The following is a 15,773-nucleotide window of genomic DNA, read 5'->3' on the forward strand; positions in this document are numbered from 1 at the left end:
GCGGAGCGAGACGCGCGCGAAGCCCTGAAGCTGCTGCCTGGCGACGCCGACGCCTGCGTTTCTCTTTCCAAATCAACAATGTCAAAGACCCGAACCGCCTCAGCGGCCCCATCCGTTTAGCGCCCGATGTCGGCGGAGGCGGCTATCTAGCGAACCTCGAATTCCGTGTCAAATCGTTTTTTTCAAAACTTTCTGACCTCACCGCCAACCGACCCGGAGGTCTTCGGCAGAGCCGGCAGCTTCTAAAGAAGTCACCGGAACCAGTCAAGAACTTTTTTCAAAAGAAAGAAGCTCATTCCTGGGTCGAAATACTTGGAAGCTCTTGCGAACCTCTTCAGCATTTCTTGGAGGGCGGCTTCTACAGAAGCAAAACCTCCGGGTCAACCAACCTTTTCACTTTTGTTTTCTTCGAGGCCGGAGCCGTTTCAGAGCGCAAAAGGTGACCGAGGCGCGCCGCTTGGGAGCGCCGTAAGTCCGAAGGGATTCGATTGAGGCTGCGGAACTTAGCGATCCACTTTCCGAAACGCAAGCCCCGAAGGCCAAGGTTTCGTCCGGCGGGCCGTGGCCCCGAAGCGAGGGGCGGCTTCTAGAGGTCGATTTCCCACCCGGCAAGCAGGGAATCGCGATTCCATCCCCAGACAGGCCATTCCCCTGTGCATGAACGCCGTCACGCGGGACTTGCACTGGGGCCTCGCCTCCCTCAGAAGGCTGAACACTCTGCAAGCGCGGCCTTCGTAGGCGCGCGCTTATATAAGGTAGTCGGCGTCCATGTTGTCTCAGAAGGCGCGTTACGCCCTGCGCGCGATGATCGAACTGGCTCGTGAAGACGGGCAGGTCACGGCTGGTGAGCTGGCCGAACGCGCCGATGCGCCGCGCAAGTTCCTGGAAGCCATTCTTCTGTCTCTCTCGCGCGAGGGCCTGGTGGTCAGCCGGCGCGGCAAGTTCGGCGGCTATGTGCTGGGCCGTCCCGCCGAGCAGATCAACTTCGCCGAGATCATCCGCCTAGTCGACGGCCCCCTGGCCCTGACCCCGTGCGTCAGCCGCACGGCCTTCCGGCGTTGCGAGGATTGCCGCGACCTGGCGACCTGCGCCCTGCGCGAGGCGCTGCTGCGCGCACGCGACGCGACAGCCGCGGTGCTGGAAGGCTACAGCGTGGCCGACGCCGCCAGGGGCGTCGGCGCCGAGCTGATCGAGGGCTAGCGCCCTACTCTCTCTATATAGAGCGCTCTCTATATAAGGAGCGCGTCTCTTCGTGATCCTCGCTACCGCTTCGCTGCTTGAGCGAGGATCACAGTGAAGGCTTCAGCCCGCCGAGATGTAGGCCTTGAGGCCGTCGGCCTCGGCCTGAGTCTCGCTGATCTTGTACTTCACCAGATCGCCGATCGAGATAATGCCGGCCAGGCGCTCGCCCCTCACCACCGGCAGATGGCGGATGCGGCGGTCGGTCATGCGCTCCAGGAGAATGTCGATCGACTCGTCCGGCTGGGCGAAGACCACGCTGGAGGTCATGCAGCTGGCGATCGGCTTGGTCAGCGCGCCGGCCCCTTCCTTGGCGATCACCCGGACGATGTCGCGCTCGGAAAGGATGCCGACCACGGCCTCCTTGTCGTCGACCACCACCATGGCCCCGACCCGCCTTGTATGAAGTAGCGCCGCCGCGGCGCCGACGGTCTCCTGTGGGGAGGCCGTGAACACGAGATCACCCTTGTCCTTGAGGATCTGAGAAACCAGCACTGCGCGTCTCCCTATGTTCTTTAGGGAACAAGGGTCTCGCAATAAGCTCCCATGATCAATGGGGATCAGCCGCTTCTATCTCTTACGGCTGTAACAGGAACTGCTTACGCTTCGGGTTCAGCCCGCGGTCCGGCCCACTGCGCGAAAGGGCCGATCAGCAGGACCCCGACGGCGAAGCCGACCAGGTGCGCCTCCCAGGCGACCGCGCCGCCCATGCCTGGAAAGCCGCCGACGACGGCCATGACCAGGTTCACCACCAACCAGCCCAGGCCCAGCGAAATGACACGCGGCCCCAGAACCGGCCCGACGGCTCCCTGGTAGTCCATGGTCCGGGCCGCCGCGCCCATCAGGCCGGAGATCGCGCCCGAGGCGCCGACCACCACCGCCATCGAGTCCGGATGGATCGCGGCGTAGCCCACGCTGGATAGCGCGCCGCACGCCAAATAGAACAGGCAGAAGATGCCCCCTCCCCGGCCATTTAGTCCCAGTAGCCGGGCGACGGGCGCCCCGAAGGCCAGGGCGAAGGCTGCGTTCAGGATCGCGTGGATCCAATTAGCGTGCACGAACATCATGGTGATCGCGCCGGTCCAGCGGCCCTCCCAGAACTCTTGCGGGACCAAGGCCAGGGACTGAAGGGTCGCGTCGTCGGCCCTCAGTAGCAGGATATGCGGGACGATCACGGCGGCCGCCGCCAGCAGGGCCGGCCAGGGCGCGTTGAAGATCGGCTCGGGGCGCGGCTGCGGGTCGCTCATGGCTTTCTATCTAGGGCGTCCCGCGACGATTCGAACCACCTGCCGACCATGAGCCGGCGCTTAACCATTTTTTCTCGGTCTTGGGGCTATCCCTCAGGCTGTATCTTTTTGGCACGAGGGTTGCTTGCCCTTTCCGTGTCGACAGTTCGCGGAGCCGCGTATGGCCAGGCATCGGAAAAAGCAGATCAGCGTCGCGACGGCCGCCGCCCTCGCCGGCCTGTGCGCGTGTGGCGTCGCCGCCGCCCAGACGATGACGACGAACTCGGCCTCGTTCAACGCCGGCTACGGCCGTAGCTCGGGCCAGGAAAACCGCATGGTCGAGTATTCGACCCGCGACGTGAACGGCAATCGGGTGATCGTCGACGGCGTCATGCTGACCGGCTCGGACCAGAGCGTCTATTCGTCGAGCCGCAGCAACGGGTCGCTGGACGCCTATTCGGGCGTGGGCGGCATCGGCGGCTATGCCGGCTCGACCGCTATCGGCAACAACCTGACGGTCATCACCCAGGGCAACAACAACACGGTCATCGTCAATTCCAGCCAGGTGAACAACGGCAACGTTACCGCCGGCTCGAACGTGGTGAAGGCGGGGACCGCTCAATGAGTCTGAAGCGCACAGCTCTGGTGCTGGCCCTGATGGGCGCGACGGCCCTGGCCGGCTGCGGCAGCGTGCCGGTGGCTTCGACGGCCGGCAACTACGCCAAGCCGATCGGCACCGCCCCGGTCACCGCCAACCCGACCGACTATTCGGCCGCCCTGGTGTGCCTGAACCAGTACGCCCGCGCCAATCGCGTGGCCGCGCCCCGCATCGCGATCGGCCGCATCGCCGACTATACCGGCAAGGAAGAGTCCGACGGCTCGGGCCGCAAGGTCACGCAAGGCGCCTCGCTGATGGCCTTCTCGGCCTTCGCCAAGGCCGGCATGCCCATGGTCGAGCGTTTCGACACCTCGGTGTCGGAGTTCGAACTGAAGTACGCCAACAACAAGCTGATCTCGGATCGCCCCAACAGCGCGCCAGACGCGCCGGCGGACTACCGCAAGATCCTGGCCGGCCAGGTGCCGGGCTCGGACTTCTATGTGGTCGGCGGCATCACCGAGCTGAACTACAACATCCGCTCGGCGGGCATCGACGCCTATGCCGGCGACAAGGACACCGACGGGCTGAAGGGCAACTTCCGCCGCCGCGTCTTTATCATGAACATCGCCCTGGACCTGCGGATGGTGAACACCCGCACGCTCGAGGTGGTGGACGTCATCTCGTATCAGAAGCAGGTGGTCGGCCGCGAAGTCAGCGCCGGCATCTTCGACTTCCTGAACGGCAACCTGTTCGACATCTCGGCCGGCCGTGGCGCTCTCGAGCCCATGCAGCTGGCGGTGCGCGCCCTGATCGAGCGCGCCACCGTCGAGATGGCGGCTAATCTCTACGGCATGCCCGGCCCGCAAAGCTGCCTACGCTACGACCCGTTCGGCGACGCCACGGTCGGCCAGACGGGCGCCTTCGTGCCGGCCTATGACAATCTGGGAACGAACAATGCGCAAACCCGCGATGACCCGTCTCGCTGGAACGCTCGCCGCGATCCCGATGTGCGCGATTCTAAGCGGGGCCGTTACTAGCCCCGCGTTCGCCCAGAGCTCGCCCAGCCCGGTTCTCAACAACCAGCTGAACCTGGGCGAGATCTTCTCGGAGCAGACCCTCAACGTCCAGACAGTGTCGGACGGCGTGACCGCCAGCACGGTCGCCCAGGCCAACGGCCTGTCCGGCGGCGTGACCAATGCCGACGTGGCGGTCACCTCGAACCAGGAAAACCAGGGCGCCGTCTACGGTCACACCATTGTCGATGTCGGCGCCAACGCCGGCGCGGCCAGCGCCGTGCGCAGCACCGCGGCCGGCAACTCGACGTCGCTCTCGGCCTCGAACGGCACGATCTCGGCCTTCGCGGTCCAGGTGAACTCGGGCGAGGTCACGGCACGCGGCCAGGTCGAAGCGGCCAACGCCCAAGCCGCCGACCTGACGGTCTCGACCCTGGCCATGGGCAACACCGCCGGCGTCAACCTGGACAACGGCTCGGCCGGCCTGCGCATCAGCCAGAACAACAGCGCCAACACGCTCGCCGATGGCGGGGCCATCGTGCAGTACGTCTCGGGGACCAGCGCGGTCACCTCGACCACGACCGGCAACAACATCAACATCCAGGGTGGCAACCAGTCGGCCGCCCGGGCGATCACCGACCAGGCCAATACGGCCGAGGTGACCCAGGCCAGCAAGTTCACCGCCTACGGCAACAGCTACCTGACGGCGACGACCGCCACGGCCACCGGCAACAACCTGTCGGCCACAAACGAAGGCCCGCTGATGGACGTGACGTCCAACCAGTGGAACACCTCGTACGTGCGCGGCCAGGCCGAGGGCACTTCGTACCAGTTCGGCGCGGCCCAGACCCAGGCCTACGCCGCCGGCAACTCCTCGCAGGTCAACAATGTCGGGACCGAGCTGGTGCTCGACAACCTGCAGACCAACAACGGCGGCGGGGTCGAGGCGACGGCCAGCTTCGAGGGTAACGACGGCTACGACGCAGTGACCACCGCCACGGCCATGGGCAATGCGGTGACGGGCTATGTCTGCGCCAAGTGCAGCGGCCGCATGACCGTAACCAACAACCAGACCAACAGCGCCGACATCGGCGCCAAGTCCAGCACCACGATCACGTCCAGCGGCCGTCAAGTGACCGGCGTGTCGACGGCGATCGGCAACAACGCCAGCTTCAACATCAGCGCGCCGAACTAGCGCCCGCCGCCCTTCCCTAGCCCCCAGTCCTAGCCTGCGGCAGCGCCGCCAGGTCGGCCTGCACCTTGGCCAGGTCCTTGTCGGTGATCGCGCCGCCGAACTTCGGCGCCAGGGTGCGCAGGTTCTCGTGCTTGAACTTCTCGTACATCTGGTGGGTCGTCAGGCCCGGGATGTCGGCGTCCAGCGCCGCCTTGGCGGCGGGCATGGCGACCAGCACCTCGATGGGCGTGTCCAGACCAAGGGCGGGAGCAGGCGCGGCGGCGGGCGGCGGCGAGGCCGGCGCCGACTGGGCCAGGGCGGTGTTCCCGGCCGCAAGGGCCAGGATCGCGGCGAGCGCGACGTGACGAACAGCAGTCATGGCATCTCTCTCAAGGACGCGGATGACCTGATGAAGTCGCAACGCCTGGCGGTTCGCCAAGCTGAGCCGGTTCACGCCCATGCGCGGCCGACCCAGATGCCGTTTTTCTGGGCGACGAAGAGCGCCCGCTAGTCCGCGTTGACGACGTTATAGCGCTGCATTTCGTCGGGGGTCAGGCAGCGCAGGGTCGACTTGTCGGTCCCTTGGAAGGTGTCTGCCTTCTGCAGGTACATCACCTCCGTCAACAGCTTGCGCGACACGCCCATGCGGATCAGGAAGTCGTTCTCGTCGGACGCCAGCAAGGCCGAGGCCTGCTCGCGGCGAGCGATATTGTTCAGGGTCATGTTGGAATCGCCGCCCTTGCGGGTGACGTCGACAAACGCCTGGTAGTCGGCGCTGCTGGTGATCGTGAACATGTGCACGGCGAAGGTCGCGTTGGGGTCGATCATGCGGATCGCCCCGCCCATGAAGGCGAAGTTGCAGGCGCTGGCGCAACCCCAGCCGGACGGCACGCGGGTGGGCACGCCTATCGACCGGATCAGCTTGCCGATCTTCAGCCCCTCGGCCGCGTCGCCGCCGCTGGAGCCGATCCAGATCTCCTCGACCGGCTCACCGCCTTCCAGGGCCTTTTCCAGCCTGTCGGCGGCGCCGGGGACGATAGCGCCGCTGAACTTGACCACGCGGCGACCGCCGACCTTGGCCGACTGCACCTGCACCGGGCCCGAGAGCGGGCCGAACACCTTCTGGATGCTTGGGCAGGTCGGGTTGTCGGCGTCAGCGCCCAGGGCGTTGGCCGCCCCCGCGCTGAACAGCAGGACCGCGCAGGCGGCCAGGAGGGCGGCGCGCGTCATGCTAGCCCTGGGCCAGGGTGAAGCCCGTGGCGCCGGCGGCGCGGCAGAGCGTCTTGGTCACCTTGGTCTCCTCACCGCCGACGATCACCACGTCGCGGACGGCGCGGCACAGGGCGCCGTCGGGGCGCTTGGTCTCGCTCAGCACCGACGACGTGCCGCTGACATCGGGACGGCTGGTCGAGGTCCACTTCACGTTCGAGCCGACGCCCTGGGTGATGGCGCTCTGGGTCGCGGTGGCGGCGGCGGTCTGCTCGCCCGGATTCAGCAGGCATGCGATCTTGTCGGTCAGCAGGGCGCCGATCACGACGCCGACGATCTCGGCATTCTTGACGCCGGTCTTCTTGGCCAGCGCCGTGGCGCCCGCGCCGACCGCCGCGCCCATGGCGGCGTTGCCCGACGCGCACGGCGCGCTCTTGCCGGCCGTCGAGGCCAGCTGAGCCAGGCCTTGTGGGAACGGGGCGGCCTGCGCGCCGGCGGCGGTCAGGGCGGCGGTCGCCGCGATGATCAGAGCGGTGCGGTAACGCGACATGGGATCGAGGCTCCGGATTCGTGCAAACGTTTTATATCGTGCGCGATGTATTGATCGAACACCGTCGTCTGTCGAGACGTAGACGTGCGAAATGACCCGCCTGCGACAACATGCCCCTCAGACGTGAAACCCAAGCGCCGCAAGGGTTTTTCGCAACATTCTATAACAATTGGCTAGGCCTGGCCGCCGTCCGTCGCGCGTCCGGCGGACGCCGCCTGTCCATCGTCGCGGGCCTCGCCCCAGAGCGCGATTTTCAGCAGCAACTCTCGCGGATTGATCGGCTTGCCGACGTGATCGTCCATGCCGCTGGCCCGATAGAAGGCGACCTGGTCGGGCAGGACGTTGGCGGTCAGGGCGATGATCGGCGTCGCGGCCGCCTCCCCGCCCAGACCGCGGATGGCCCGCGTGGCGGTCAGGCCGTCCATGCGCGGCATCTGCACGTCCATCAGGATCAGGTCGTAGCCGCCCGAGGCCGCGGCCTCGACCGCCGCGCAGCCGTCGGCCACGACATCGACCGCGTGGCCCATGGCGCGGACCAGGGTTCCGATCAGCTCGCGATTGGCCTCGTTGTCGTCGGCGACCAGCAGGTTCAACGGCCGCATCGTGTCCTGCGCGGCCTCGGTCTCAAGGCGCTCGGGCGCGGCGACGATGGGCAGGTCCAGCACGCACCAGAAACGCGCGCCCTGCCCCGCGATGCTGTCGACGCCGATCTCGCCGCCCATCAGCTGGACGATCTCCTTGCTGATCGCCAGGCCCAGCCCGGTGCCGCCAAACTTGCGCGCCACCTCGGGCCCCGCCTGGGCGAAGCGCTCGAAGACGGTCTCCAGCATCGCCGCCGGCACGCCGACACCGGTGTCAGATACGGCCAGCTCAATGCGGGCCGAACCCGCCGAGGCCCCAACCCGATATTTGGCGCTGAGCGTGACCGAGCCCGCGCCCGTGAACTTGATGGCGTTGCCCAGGAAATTGACCAGCACCTGGCGCAGGCGATCGGGGTCGCCTTCCAGCCAGTCGGGACAGGCCGGATCAACCTGCAGCGCCAGGTCCAGCCCCTTGGCCAGGGCTTGGGCCTCGAAGATGCCGGCCACCTTGTTCAGCAGCGCGCGCAGCTCGAACGGCCGGGTCTCCAGATTGACGCCGCCGGCCTCCAGCTTGGCGAAGTCCAGGACGTCGTTCAGCGTGTCCAGCAGCACCGTGCCGGCGTCGTGTATGCGGCCCAGGCGGCGCTGCTGCTCGCCGGTCAGCGGCGAGGCAGCCAGGAGGTCGGTGAAGCCCAGGATGCTGGTCAGCGGCGTGCGCAGCTCGTGGGACATGTTGGCCAGGAAATCCTGGCGCGCGGCCATGGCGGCTTCCGCCAGCTCGCGGGCGTCGGCCAGGGCGGACTGGGCCTCGACCTCTTCCGTGATGTCGGTTTCGTTGACCAGGACGCACAGCTCGCCGGTCACCGGATCGGGCGTGCGGCGGGCGGCCAGGCCGTGCCAGCGCTCGCCTTGGGCGGTGATTACGCGATAGGCGCCCTCGACGGCCTCGCCGTCCAGGGCCGAGCTCCACAGCGCGCCACCGGCGTCGCCATTGGCGAAGATCTCGGCGAAGCGCACGCCGCTGCCCGGATAGCTGGCCAGCGAGGCGGGGTTGCCGAAGATGCGGAAGCCGTCGGCGTCGTACAGCGACACCAGGGCGCTGGTGTGTCGCAGGGCCTCGATGGCCCGCTGCTGCTCGGCGTCGATCTCGACCGTCGCCCCTTCCAGCAGCATGCCGTGGCCGCCGCCCGGCAGAGCGATACGCGAGATGGTGGTCGCCACCGCCACCGGGACGCCGTTGGGATAGAAGGTCCAGCGCTCCTCGACGGCCGCCCCGCCCTCGATACGGGCGGCGATGTCCTCCATGCGGGTGCGCACGGCAGGGGACTGGTCGGAGAAGTCGCGGGCCAAGAGGTCGTCCAGCGTCGCCGCGCCCCAGAGGTCCAGCGCCGCGCGGTTGGCGTAGACCTTTCGCTTCCTGACGTCGTCGAACACCCAGATCGGACGGCGCAGCTGATCGAAACCCAGGCCGAGCAGGCCGGGGAGATCAGAAGCAGCAATCTTCTCCGAGTTCAACGTCAAGGCGAATACTTGTGCTCCGTAAGGCCAGGTTCGTAGCAAGCTCACGCTTGGCGAGCCGTTAACAGGCCAATTTGTCGCATTCGCGAACCGACGTTCCTTGACCTGGATCAACTGCAAACTGGGCCGTGATTTTGGCGTTTCCTCGGCGCTGAGCCTGCTATACGCCCCTCACCTCCGCGGCATTCCGCCGCCCCCAAAGTTTTGAAGACGTATGGCCTCCCCCACCCGCGCGCCCGTTCTCGCCCTCAAGGACGTTCGTCTCGCCGACGGCGCCAAGCCCCTGTTCGACGGCGTCGACCTGGCCCTGGAGCCGCGCGTGCGCGCCTGCCTGGTCGGCCGCAACGGCGCGGGCAAGAGCACGCTGCTGAAGATCCTGGCCAACCAGGGCATCGAGCCTGACAGCGGCGAGCGCGCCGTGCAGCCGGGCGCCAAGATCATCTTCGTCAGCCAGGAGCCGGACATCACCGGCGACACCCTGCTGGACTACTGCACCGCCGGCGGCGCCGAGGACTATGAGGCCCAAGCGGCGCTGGCCGACTTCGGCCTGGATCCGGACAAGAGCTCGCAAGGCCTGTCGGGCGGCGAGAAGCGCCGCGCGGCCCTCGCCCGCGCCTTCGCCGAGCAGCCCGACGTGCTGCTGCTGGACGAGCCGACCAACCACCTGGACATCTTCGCCATCCAGACCCTGGAAGAAGAACTGGCCAATTCGAAGTGCGCCGCGCTGATCGTCAGCCACGACCGCGCCTTCCTGAACCGCGTCACCCAGCGCACCTTCTGGCTGGAGCACCGCAAGGTGCGCCGCCTGGACAAGGGCTTTGGCGAGTTCGAGACCTGGAGCGAGCAGGTGTTGGCCGCCGAGGCGGACGAGGAGCGCCGCCTCAACAAGGTGCTGGAGCGCGAGAACGCCTGGCTGGCTCGCGGCGTCCAAGGCCGTCGCGCCCGCAACGAAGGCCGCCGCCGCGCCCTGATGGACCTGCGCGCCCAGAAGAAGGACCTGCAGGCCGACAAGCGCGGCGCGATGTACATGGCCATCGAGAGCGCCCAGACCTCGGGCAAGAAGGTCGTCGAGGCCAAGCACCTGACCAAGAAATTCGGCGACCGCGTGATCGTCGAGGATTTCTCGACCCGCATCCTGCGCGGCGACCGCGTGGCGCTGGTCGGTCCCAACGGCGCGGGCAAGACCACGCTGGTCCGCCTGCTGCTGGGCGAACTGGAACTGGACGCCGGCACGGTGACCCTGGGCACCAATCTGGAGGTCTCGTACATCGACCAGGGCCGCATGGCGCTGTCGGACAAGATCACCCTGTGGGACTTCCTGACCCCCGGCGGCGGCGACAGCATCATCGTGCGCGGCCAGCCCAAGCACGTGGCCGGCTACGCCAAGGAGTTCCTGTTCACCGAGGCCCAGCTGCGCCAGCCGGTCACCAGCCTGTCGGGCGGCGAGCGCAACCGCCTGCTCCTCGCCAGAGCGTTGGCCAATCCCACCAACCTGATGGTGCTGGACGAACCGACCAACGACCTGGACATGGACACGCTGGACCTCCTGGAGGACCTGCTGGCCGACTTCGACGGCACGCTGATCCTGGTCAGCCACGACCGTGACTTCATCGATCGCCTGGCCACCTCGACCATCGCCATGAACGGTCACGGCAAGGTGCTGGAGACTCCCGGCGGCTGGACCGACCTGATCGACCAGAGCCCCGACTTCTTCAAAGGCGCGCGCGGCGCGTCCCTCGGCGCGTCGTTCACGCCGGTGGGACGCGCCACCAAGGCGCCCGCGCCGGTCGCCCCCGCCGCGCCGCCCAAGAAGGCCGGCAAACTGACCTTCAAGGACCAGCGCCGCCTGGAAGAGTGCGAGGCCCTGATCGCCAAGAGCCCGGCCATCATCGCGGGCTTCGAGAAGACCTTGGCCGATCCGAACCTCTACACCCGCGACCCGGCCGCCTTCGACAAAACCATGAAGGCCCTGGACAAGGCCCGCGCCGACCTGGAGCAGGCCGAGATGGAGTGGCTGGAGCTGGAGGAGAAGAAGGAAGCCCTGGCCAACGGCTGACCGAATATCTTTCCGTATGCGTCGCAATGCCGCATGCGGACCTCCCGTCGCATCCTTAACCCCTTGCACGCCTTTGGTTCATAGTTTGGACGCTTGGGGCGGGCGGGCACATGGCTTTGACGATTGGCGTGGCGCATGTCGCCGACCGGGACGACAGCCGGCAGAACCGCGTTCTGCTAGGCCTGATCCTGGCCTATGTCGCCCTGTTCATGTTCAGCGACCACATGACCCGCGACAGCAACGGCATGCCGTCGCTGTGGCCGGTCAATGCGCTGGTCGCCGCCGGCCTGCTGCGCCTGACGCCCGGCCGCCAGGCGATCCTGTTGATCGCCAGTCTGATCACCATCGCCGTCAACCACCGCCTGGCCGGTGATCACTGGGCCTTGGTCGGTATCTACGGCGCCGTCGACACCGTCGAGACGCTGCTGATGGCGCTCGTCGCCTACCGCGTCACCCGAGGCCGCGCCGCCCTGCGCAGCGTGCGACAGGCCCTGAGCCTGATCGGGGCGGCGCTGCCCATCACCATCGGCATGGCCTTCGTCGGCGCGGGCCTTGCCAGCATCGTGCTGGACCTGAGCTTCTGGCCGTTCTTCCGCGACTGGGCGGCCTGCACCTCGCTGGGCATGGCCATCGCCCTGCCCGCCACCCTGGTGATCCTGGAGCCTCGGCGCGCCGGCGATCCGCGCCTGCGCCCGAAACACGTCCAGGCCGGCCTCTATCTGCTGGTCGCCGGCTGCACGATCCTGGCCTTCGCCCGCAGCGGTCCGGCCATGCCGTTCCTGATCTTCCCGGCGGCGATGCTGGCGGCGTTCCAGATGGGGCCGCGCGGCGCGGCCTGGAGCGCGGTGATCGTCGTGGCCTTCGCCGCGCCAATGAGCCTGTGGGCCGCCAACGACTTCGTCTTCACGGTCGGCTGGACCCAGCCCGACCGCATCCGCCTGGTCCAGGTCTTCGTCACGGCGATGTTCATGACCTGCCTGGCCTCGGCCCTGTCGCTGCATCGCGAAGATCGGCTGAAGATCCTGATGGCCCGCCGCAGCGCCGTGGCCCGCGCCGCCCGCGCCCGCGCCCAGGCCGCCAGCCAGGCTAAGAGCGAGTTCCTGGCCACCATGAGCCACGAGATCCGCACGCCCCTTAACAGCATCCTGGGTTTCTCCGAGCTGTTGCGCGCCACCGAGCCGCTGTCGGCCGACGGTCGTCGCAAGCTGGATCTGATCGCCGGGGCCGGCGACAGCCTGGTCACCCTGGTCGACGACATCCTGGACTTCTCGCGCCTGGAGGCCGGGCGCATCCAGCTGGACCTGGCCCCCGTCTCGCCCGCCGCCCTGCTGCGCGAGACCGTGGCCATCGTCGCGCCCGATGCGGTCGCCAAAGGCCTTGAGCTGGTCGTCGAGATCCAGACCGACGAGGCGGCGCTGTACGGCCTGGACCGCAGCCGTCTGCGCCAGGTGCTGCTGAACCTGCTCAACAACGCCGTGAAGTTCACGCCAGAGGGCGCGGTCACGGCGCGGCTGTCGGCAAATGGCGACACGCTGCGTATCGAGGTCACCGACACCGGCATCGGCGTCTCGGCCGAGCAGCAGGCGCGCCTGTTCCAACGCTTCTCGCAGGCCGACGGCTCGATCCGTCGCACCTTCGGCGGGGTGGGCCTGGGCCTGGCGATCTGCAAGGCGCTGGTCGGGCTGATGGACGGCGAGATCGGCCTCACCAGCGCGCCGGGCGAAGGTTCGACCTTCTGGGTGACCCTGCCCGCTCAGCCGGCCGAGGCGCCCGCCCTCGCCGATGGCAACGACACCGCCTGCGCCGCCCGCATCCTGCTGGTCGACGACCACCCGATGAACCGCGAACTGGGCCAGGCCATGCTGGTGCTGGCCGGCTGCGACGTGACCGTGGCCGAGGACGGCGACGAGGCCGTGCGCCTGGCCGGGGAACAGCGCTTCGACGTCATCCTGATGGACATCCACATGCCGCGCATGGACGGGCTGGCCGCTTCCGAAGCCATCCGCGCCCTGCCCGGCGACCACGGCAAGGCGCCGATCATCGCCGTCACCGCCGACGTCCTGCCCCAGCAGGTCGAGCGCTACCGTCGCGCCGGCATGGTCGACCACATCGCCAAGCCGATCGACCGCGAGACCCTATACCGCGTGGTCGACCACTGGCTGACCAGGAACAAGGCGGCGGCGTAGCCCGCACGCATGCCGGGAGTTCGCCCTCTTGAATTGTGCCGCCGGCCATGCATTGTCAGCGCGCCTGAACGTCAGTCCAAGAATGCAAGCCTGGGGAAATACAATCGCTTAGAGGTCGACGCGGGTCGGAGGCGTCCTGCGGCCAAACGACACACAAGGCGATAACCCGGCAACTCCGTAACGCTCAGGCGTATTGATGTCAGCGTCGTACCCGCGAGGCGGCGGGGCGGCGCGTGTTTGGCGTGGCGCCCGAACCGTTCGGCTGTCCTACGCTGGACCCCCGTGTAACGACGCGGGCTGCTTTGGGGGACGGAAACGGTATGCCGCACAGGCTGGCCGCGCAGGAACGTAGACGTCAGGCCGCCTTGCTGCTGGCCTTGGCGGTCGCGACCGTCGTCAGCCTGGCCTTCAGCGAATACCTGACCCGCACGCCGCTGGGCGTCGCGGCCTTCTGGCCCGCCAACGCCCTGCTGGCCGCTGGCCTGCTGACCCTGACCGGCTCGCGCGGCCTGTCGCTGAGCGTGGTCTTCGTCGCCTTCCACCTGATCATCGGCCTGCTGGTCGGCGACACCCTGTTGCGCGCCCTGCTCTACGTTGTCATCGATACCAGCGAGGCCGTGGCGATCTGGGCCATCTGCCAGAAGCTGTGGCGCGGCGCGCCGCGCATCCGCAGCCTGCGCTCGCTGATCCTCCTGCCCGCCGTCACTACCCCGGTCGCCGCCGCCGCGAGCCTGCTGGTCGCGGGGATCCTGACCCTGGGCTACGGCGAGCCCTTCGTGCGCGGCGTCACGGACTGGTTCCTGCGTTGCGGCCTGGGCCTGGCCGTCGCCTTGCCCGCCACCCTGGTGCTGATCGACGCCGAACACCGCCGCTCGTTCCAGCGCGACTGGCGCGAGCAGCTGCTGCTGATGTTCGCCGTGGCGGCCGTCACCTTGCTGTGCGCGCACCCGGCCTCGGGCGCGCCGCCGTTCCTGATCTTCCCCGTCGCCCTGGCCGCCGCCTATCGCCTGGGCGCGCGCGGCGCGGCCATGGCCTGTGTGATCGTGGCCGTGATCACCCTGCCGATCGCCATGTCGGGCGCCTCGCCGCGCTTCAACGCCGTGCTCGGTCCCGTCGCCCAGGCCCGGACCATCCAGGTGTTCATCGCGGTGCTGTTCTACACCAGCCTGGCCGCCGGCCTGGCCTTGGCCCAGCAGGACCGCCTCAAGCGCCTGCTCCTACGCCGCGAACTCCTGACCCGCGCCGCCCGCAGCCGGGCGCTGGCCGCCACCGAGGCCAAGACCGAGTTCCTGGCCACCATGAGCCACGAGATCCGTACGCCCTTGAACAGCGTGCTCGGCTTCGCTCAGCTGCTGGCCACCCGCGAGGACCTGCCGCCGGAGGTGCGCCGCCAGGTCAACTTGATCGATAGCGCCGGCGCGGCGCTGCTGACCGTGGTCAACGACATCCTGGACTTCTCGCGCGTCGAGGCCGGCCTGATCGAGCTGCTGCCCGCCCCGACCTCGGCCGCACAACTGATGCGCGACACCGTGGCGATCATGGCGCCGGAGGCCCGCGCCAAGGGCCTGTCGCTGGAGCTGGAGATCATCGACCCGGTCGACGCCCTGCACGACCTGGACGCCGACCGCCTGCGCCAGGTGCTGATCAACCTGCTCAACAACGCCGTGAAGTTCACCGACGAGGGCCGCATCGACGCCCGCCTGATCGTCGAGCAAGGCGTTATCGAGGACCGCCTGAAGTTCGAGATCATCGACACCGGCGTCGGCATCGAACTGGACAAGCAAGCCCTGCTGTTCCAGCGCTTCAGCCAAGCCGATAGCTCGATGAGCCGGCTGCATGGCGGGGCCGGCCTGGGCCTGGCCATCTGCCGCGCCCTCGTGGACGTGATGGGCGGCAAGATCGGCGTCGACAGCGTGCCGGGCCGCGGCTCGTGCTTCTGGGTCGAACTGAGCGCCCCCATCGCCGATGCGATCGAGGCGCCCGAACGGCCCAAGGTCTCGACACCCGGCGCGGCGCGAGTCCTGATCGTCGACGACCATCCGATCAATCTCGAGATCGGCGAGGCCTTGCTGACGCTGGTCGGTTGCGAGGTCGAGGTGGCCGAGAACGGCAAGCAGGCCGTCGAGAAGGCCATGATGGGCGACTACGACGTCATCCTGATGGACATCCACATGCCGCAGATGGACGGGCTGCAGGCGACCCGGGCGATCAAGGCCCTGCCCGGCGTGCGCGGCAAGGCCCCGATCATCGCCATGAGCGCCGACGCCCTGCCCCGCCAGGTCGAGCGCTGCTACGCCGCCGGCATGGTCGACCACATCGCCAAGCCCATCCAGCGCGAGGTGCTGTACGCCAAGGTCGAGCGGTGGCTGAACCACGGCAAGGCTGGAGCTGAGGCCTAGACCTCAAAGAAATCCCGTCTTCCC

Annotated in this window: 13 protein-coding genes and 1 pseudogene; 8 read left to right on the top strand and 6 right to left on the bottom strand. The window is 67.9% G+C overall.

The window, feature by feature from the left end:
• Both J7528_RS13955 and J7528_RS13960 read left to right on the top strand, forming a co-directional pair.
• Positions 1 to 443, top strand: a pseudogene (locus J7528_RS13955) (hypothetical protein); the annotation flags it as partial.
• A gap of 325 nt (positions 444 to 768) precedes the next feature.
• The gene (locus tag J7528_RS13960) at positions 769 to 1,200 is read left to right on the top strand and encodes an Rrf2 family transcriptional regulator (RefSeq protein ID WP_291875356.1); all 432 of its coding nucleotides are present in this window, start codon (positions 769 to 771) and stop codon (positions 1,198 to 1,200) included.
• A gap of 102 nt (positions 1,201 to 1,302) precedes the next feature.
• Here the strand turns inward: J7528_RS13960 and J7528_RS13965 are convergent, their stop codons facing one another.
• Positions 1,303 to 1,734, bottom strand: a complete 432-nt coding sequence (locus J7528_RS13965) for a CBS domain-containing protein (RefSeq protein ID WP_291875359.1) — start codon at positions 1,732 to 1,734, stop codon at positions 1,303 to 1,305.
• 104 nt (positions 1,735 to 1,838) lie between these two features.
• Positions 1,839 to 2,486 carry a rhomboid family intramembrane serine protease gene (locus J7528_RS13970; protein WP_291875362.1) on the bottom strand — a complete coding sequence of 216 codons (648 nt, stop codon included), beginning with the start codon at positions 2,484 to 2,486 and terminating at the stop codon, positions 1,839 to 1,841.
• A 160-nt stretch (positions 2,487 to 2,646) separates the two neighbouring features.
• Between J7528_RS13970 and hfaA the strand changes: the two genes are divergently transcribed.
• From hfaA to hfaD, 3 genes are read left to right on the top strand one after another with little or no spacing between them, the layout of a single operon-like run.
• On the top strand, positions 2,647 to 3,090 hold the full coding sequence (hfaA, locus tag J7528_RS13975; RefSeq protein ID WP_291875364.1) for a holdfast anchoring protein HfaA: 444 nt from the start codon (positions 2,647 to 2,649) through the stop codon (positions 3,088 to 3,090).
• Positions 3,087 to 4,100, top strand: coding sequence for a holdfast anchoring protein HfaB (gene hfaB / locus J7528_RS13980; protein WP_291875367.1), 1,014 nt, complete (start codon positions 3,087 to 3,089; stop codon positions 4,098 to 4,100). The genes hfaA and hfaB overlap by 4 nt, the downstream gene beginning before the upstream one ends.
• Positions 4,018 to 5,271 (top strand): holdfast anchor protein HfaD, encoded by a 1,254-nt coding sequence (hfaD, locus tag J7528_RS13985; RefSeq protein ID WP_291875370.1) that lies wholly within the window; start codon positions 4,018 to 4,020, stop codon positions 5,269 to 5,271. Before hfaB ends, hfaD begins: the two co-directional genes overlap by 83 nt.
• A 16-nt stretch (positions 5,272 to 5,287) precedes the next feature.
• On the opposite strand, the gene J7528_RS13990 is transcribed toward hfaD, so the two are convergent.
• The 4 genes from J7528_RS13990 to J7528_RS14005 form a co-directional block, all read right to left on the bottom strand.
• Positions 5,288 to 5,629: a hypothetical protein gene (locus J7528_RS13990; protein WP_291875372.1), complete on the bottom strand. Its 342-nt coding sequence runs from the start codon at positions 5,627 to 5,629 to the stop codon at positions 5,288 to 5,290.
• 128 nt (positions 5,630 to 5,757) lie between these two features.
• Entirely contained in the window at positions 5,758 to 6,480 is a 723-nt protein-coding gene (locus J7528_RS13995) for a hypothetical protein (RefSeq protein WP_291875374.1), read from the bottom strand.
• 1 nt (position 6,481) lies between these two features.
• Positions 6,482 to 7,009: a hypothetical protein gene (locus tag J7528_RS14000; RefSeq protein ID WP_291875377.1), complete on the bottom strand. Its 528-nt coding sequence runs from the start codon at positions 7,007 to 7,009 to the stop codon at positions 6,482 to 6,484.
• 173 nt (positions 7,010 to 7,182) lie between these two features.
• Complete coding sequence (locus J7528_RS14005) at positions 7,183 to 9,111, bottom strand: PAS domain-containing hybrid sensor histidine kinase/response regulator (protein WP_291875379.1); 1,929 nt, start codon at positions 9,109 to 9,111, stop codon at positions 7,183 to 7,185.
• Positions 9,112 to 9,322: 211 nt separating this feature from the next.
• Here J7528_RS14005 and J7528_RS14010 point away from each other — a divergent pair, with 211 nt between their 5' ends.
• From J7528_RS14010 to J7528_RS14020, 3 genes are all read left to right on the top strand, one after another.
• Positions 9,323 to 11,164, top strand: coding sequence for an ABC-F family ATP-binding cassette domain-containing protein (locus J7528_RS14010; RefSeq protein ID WP_291875382.1), 1,842 nt, complete (start codon positions 9,323 to 9,325; stop codon positions 11,162 to 11,164).
• Positions 11,165 to 11,274: 110 nt separating this feature from the next.
• On the top strand, positions 11,275 to 13,350 hold the full coding sequence (locus tag J7528_RS14015; RefSeq protein ID WP_291875385.1) for an ATP-binding protein: 2,076 nt from the start codon (positions 11,275 to 11,277) through the stop codon (positions 13,348 to 13,350).
• Between the two features lie 320 nt (positions 13,351 to 13,670).
• On the top strand, positions 13,671 to 15,749 hold the full coding sequence (locus J7528_RS14020; RefSeq protein ID WP_291875388.1) for an MASE1 domain-containing protein: 2,079 nt from the start codon (positions 13,671 to 13,673) through the stop codon (positions 15,747 to 15,749).
• Positions 15,750 to 15,773 lie beyond the last annotated feature (24 nt).

It is taken from the genome of Caulobacter sp. (assembly GCF_017744445.1).
Lineage (GTDB): Bacteria > Pseudomonadota > Alphaproteobacteria > Caulobacterales > Caulobacteraceae > Caulobacter.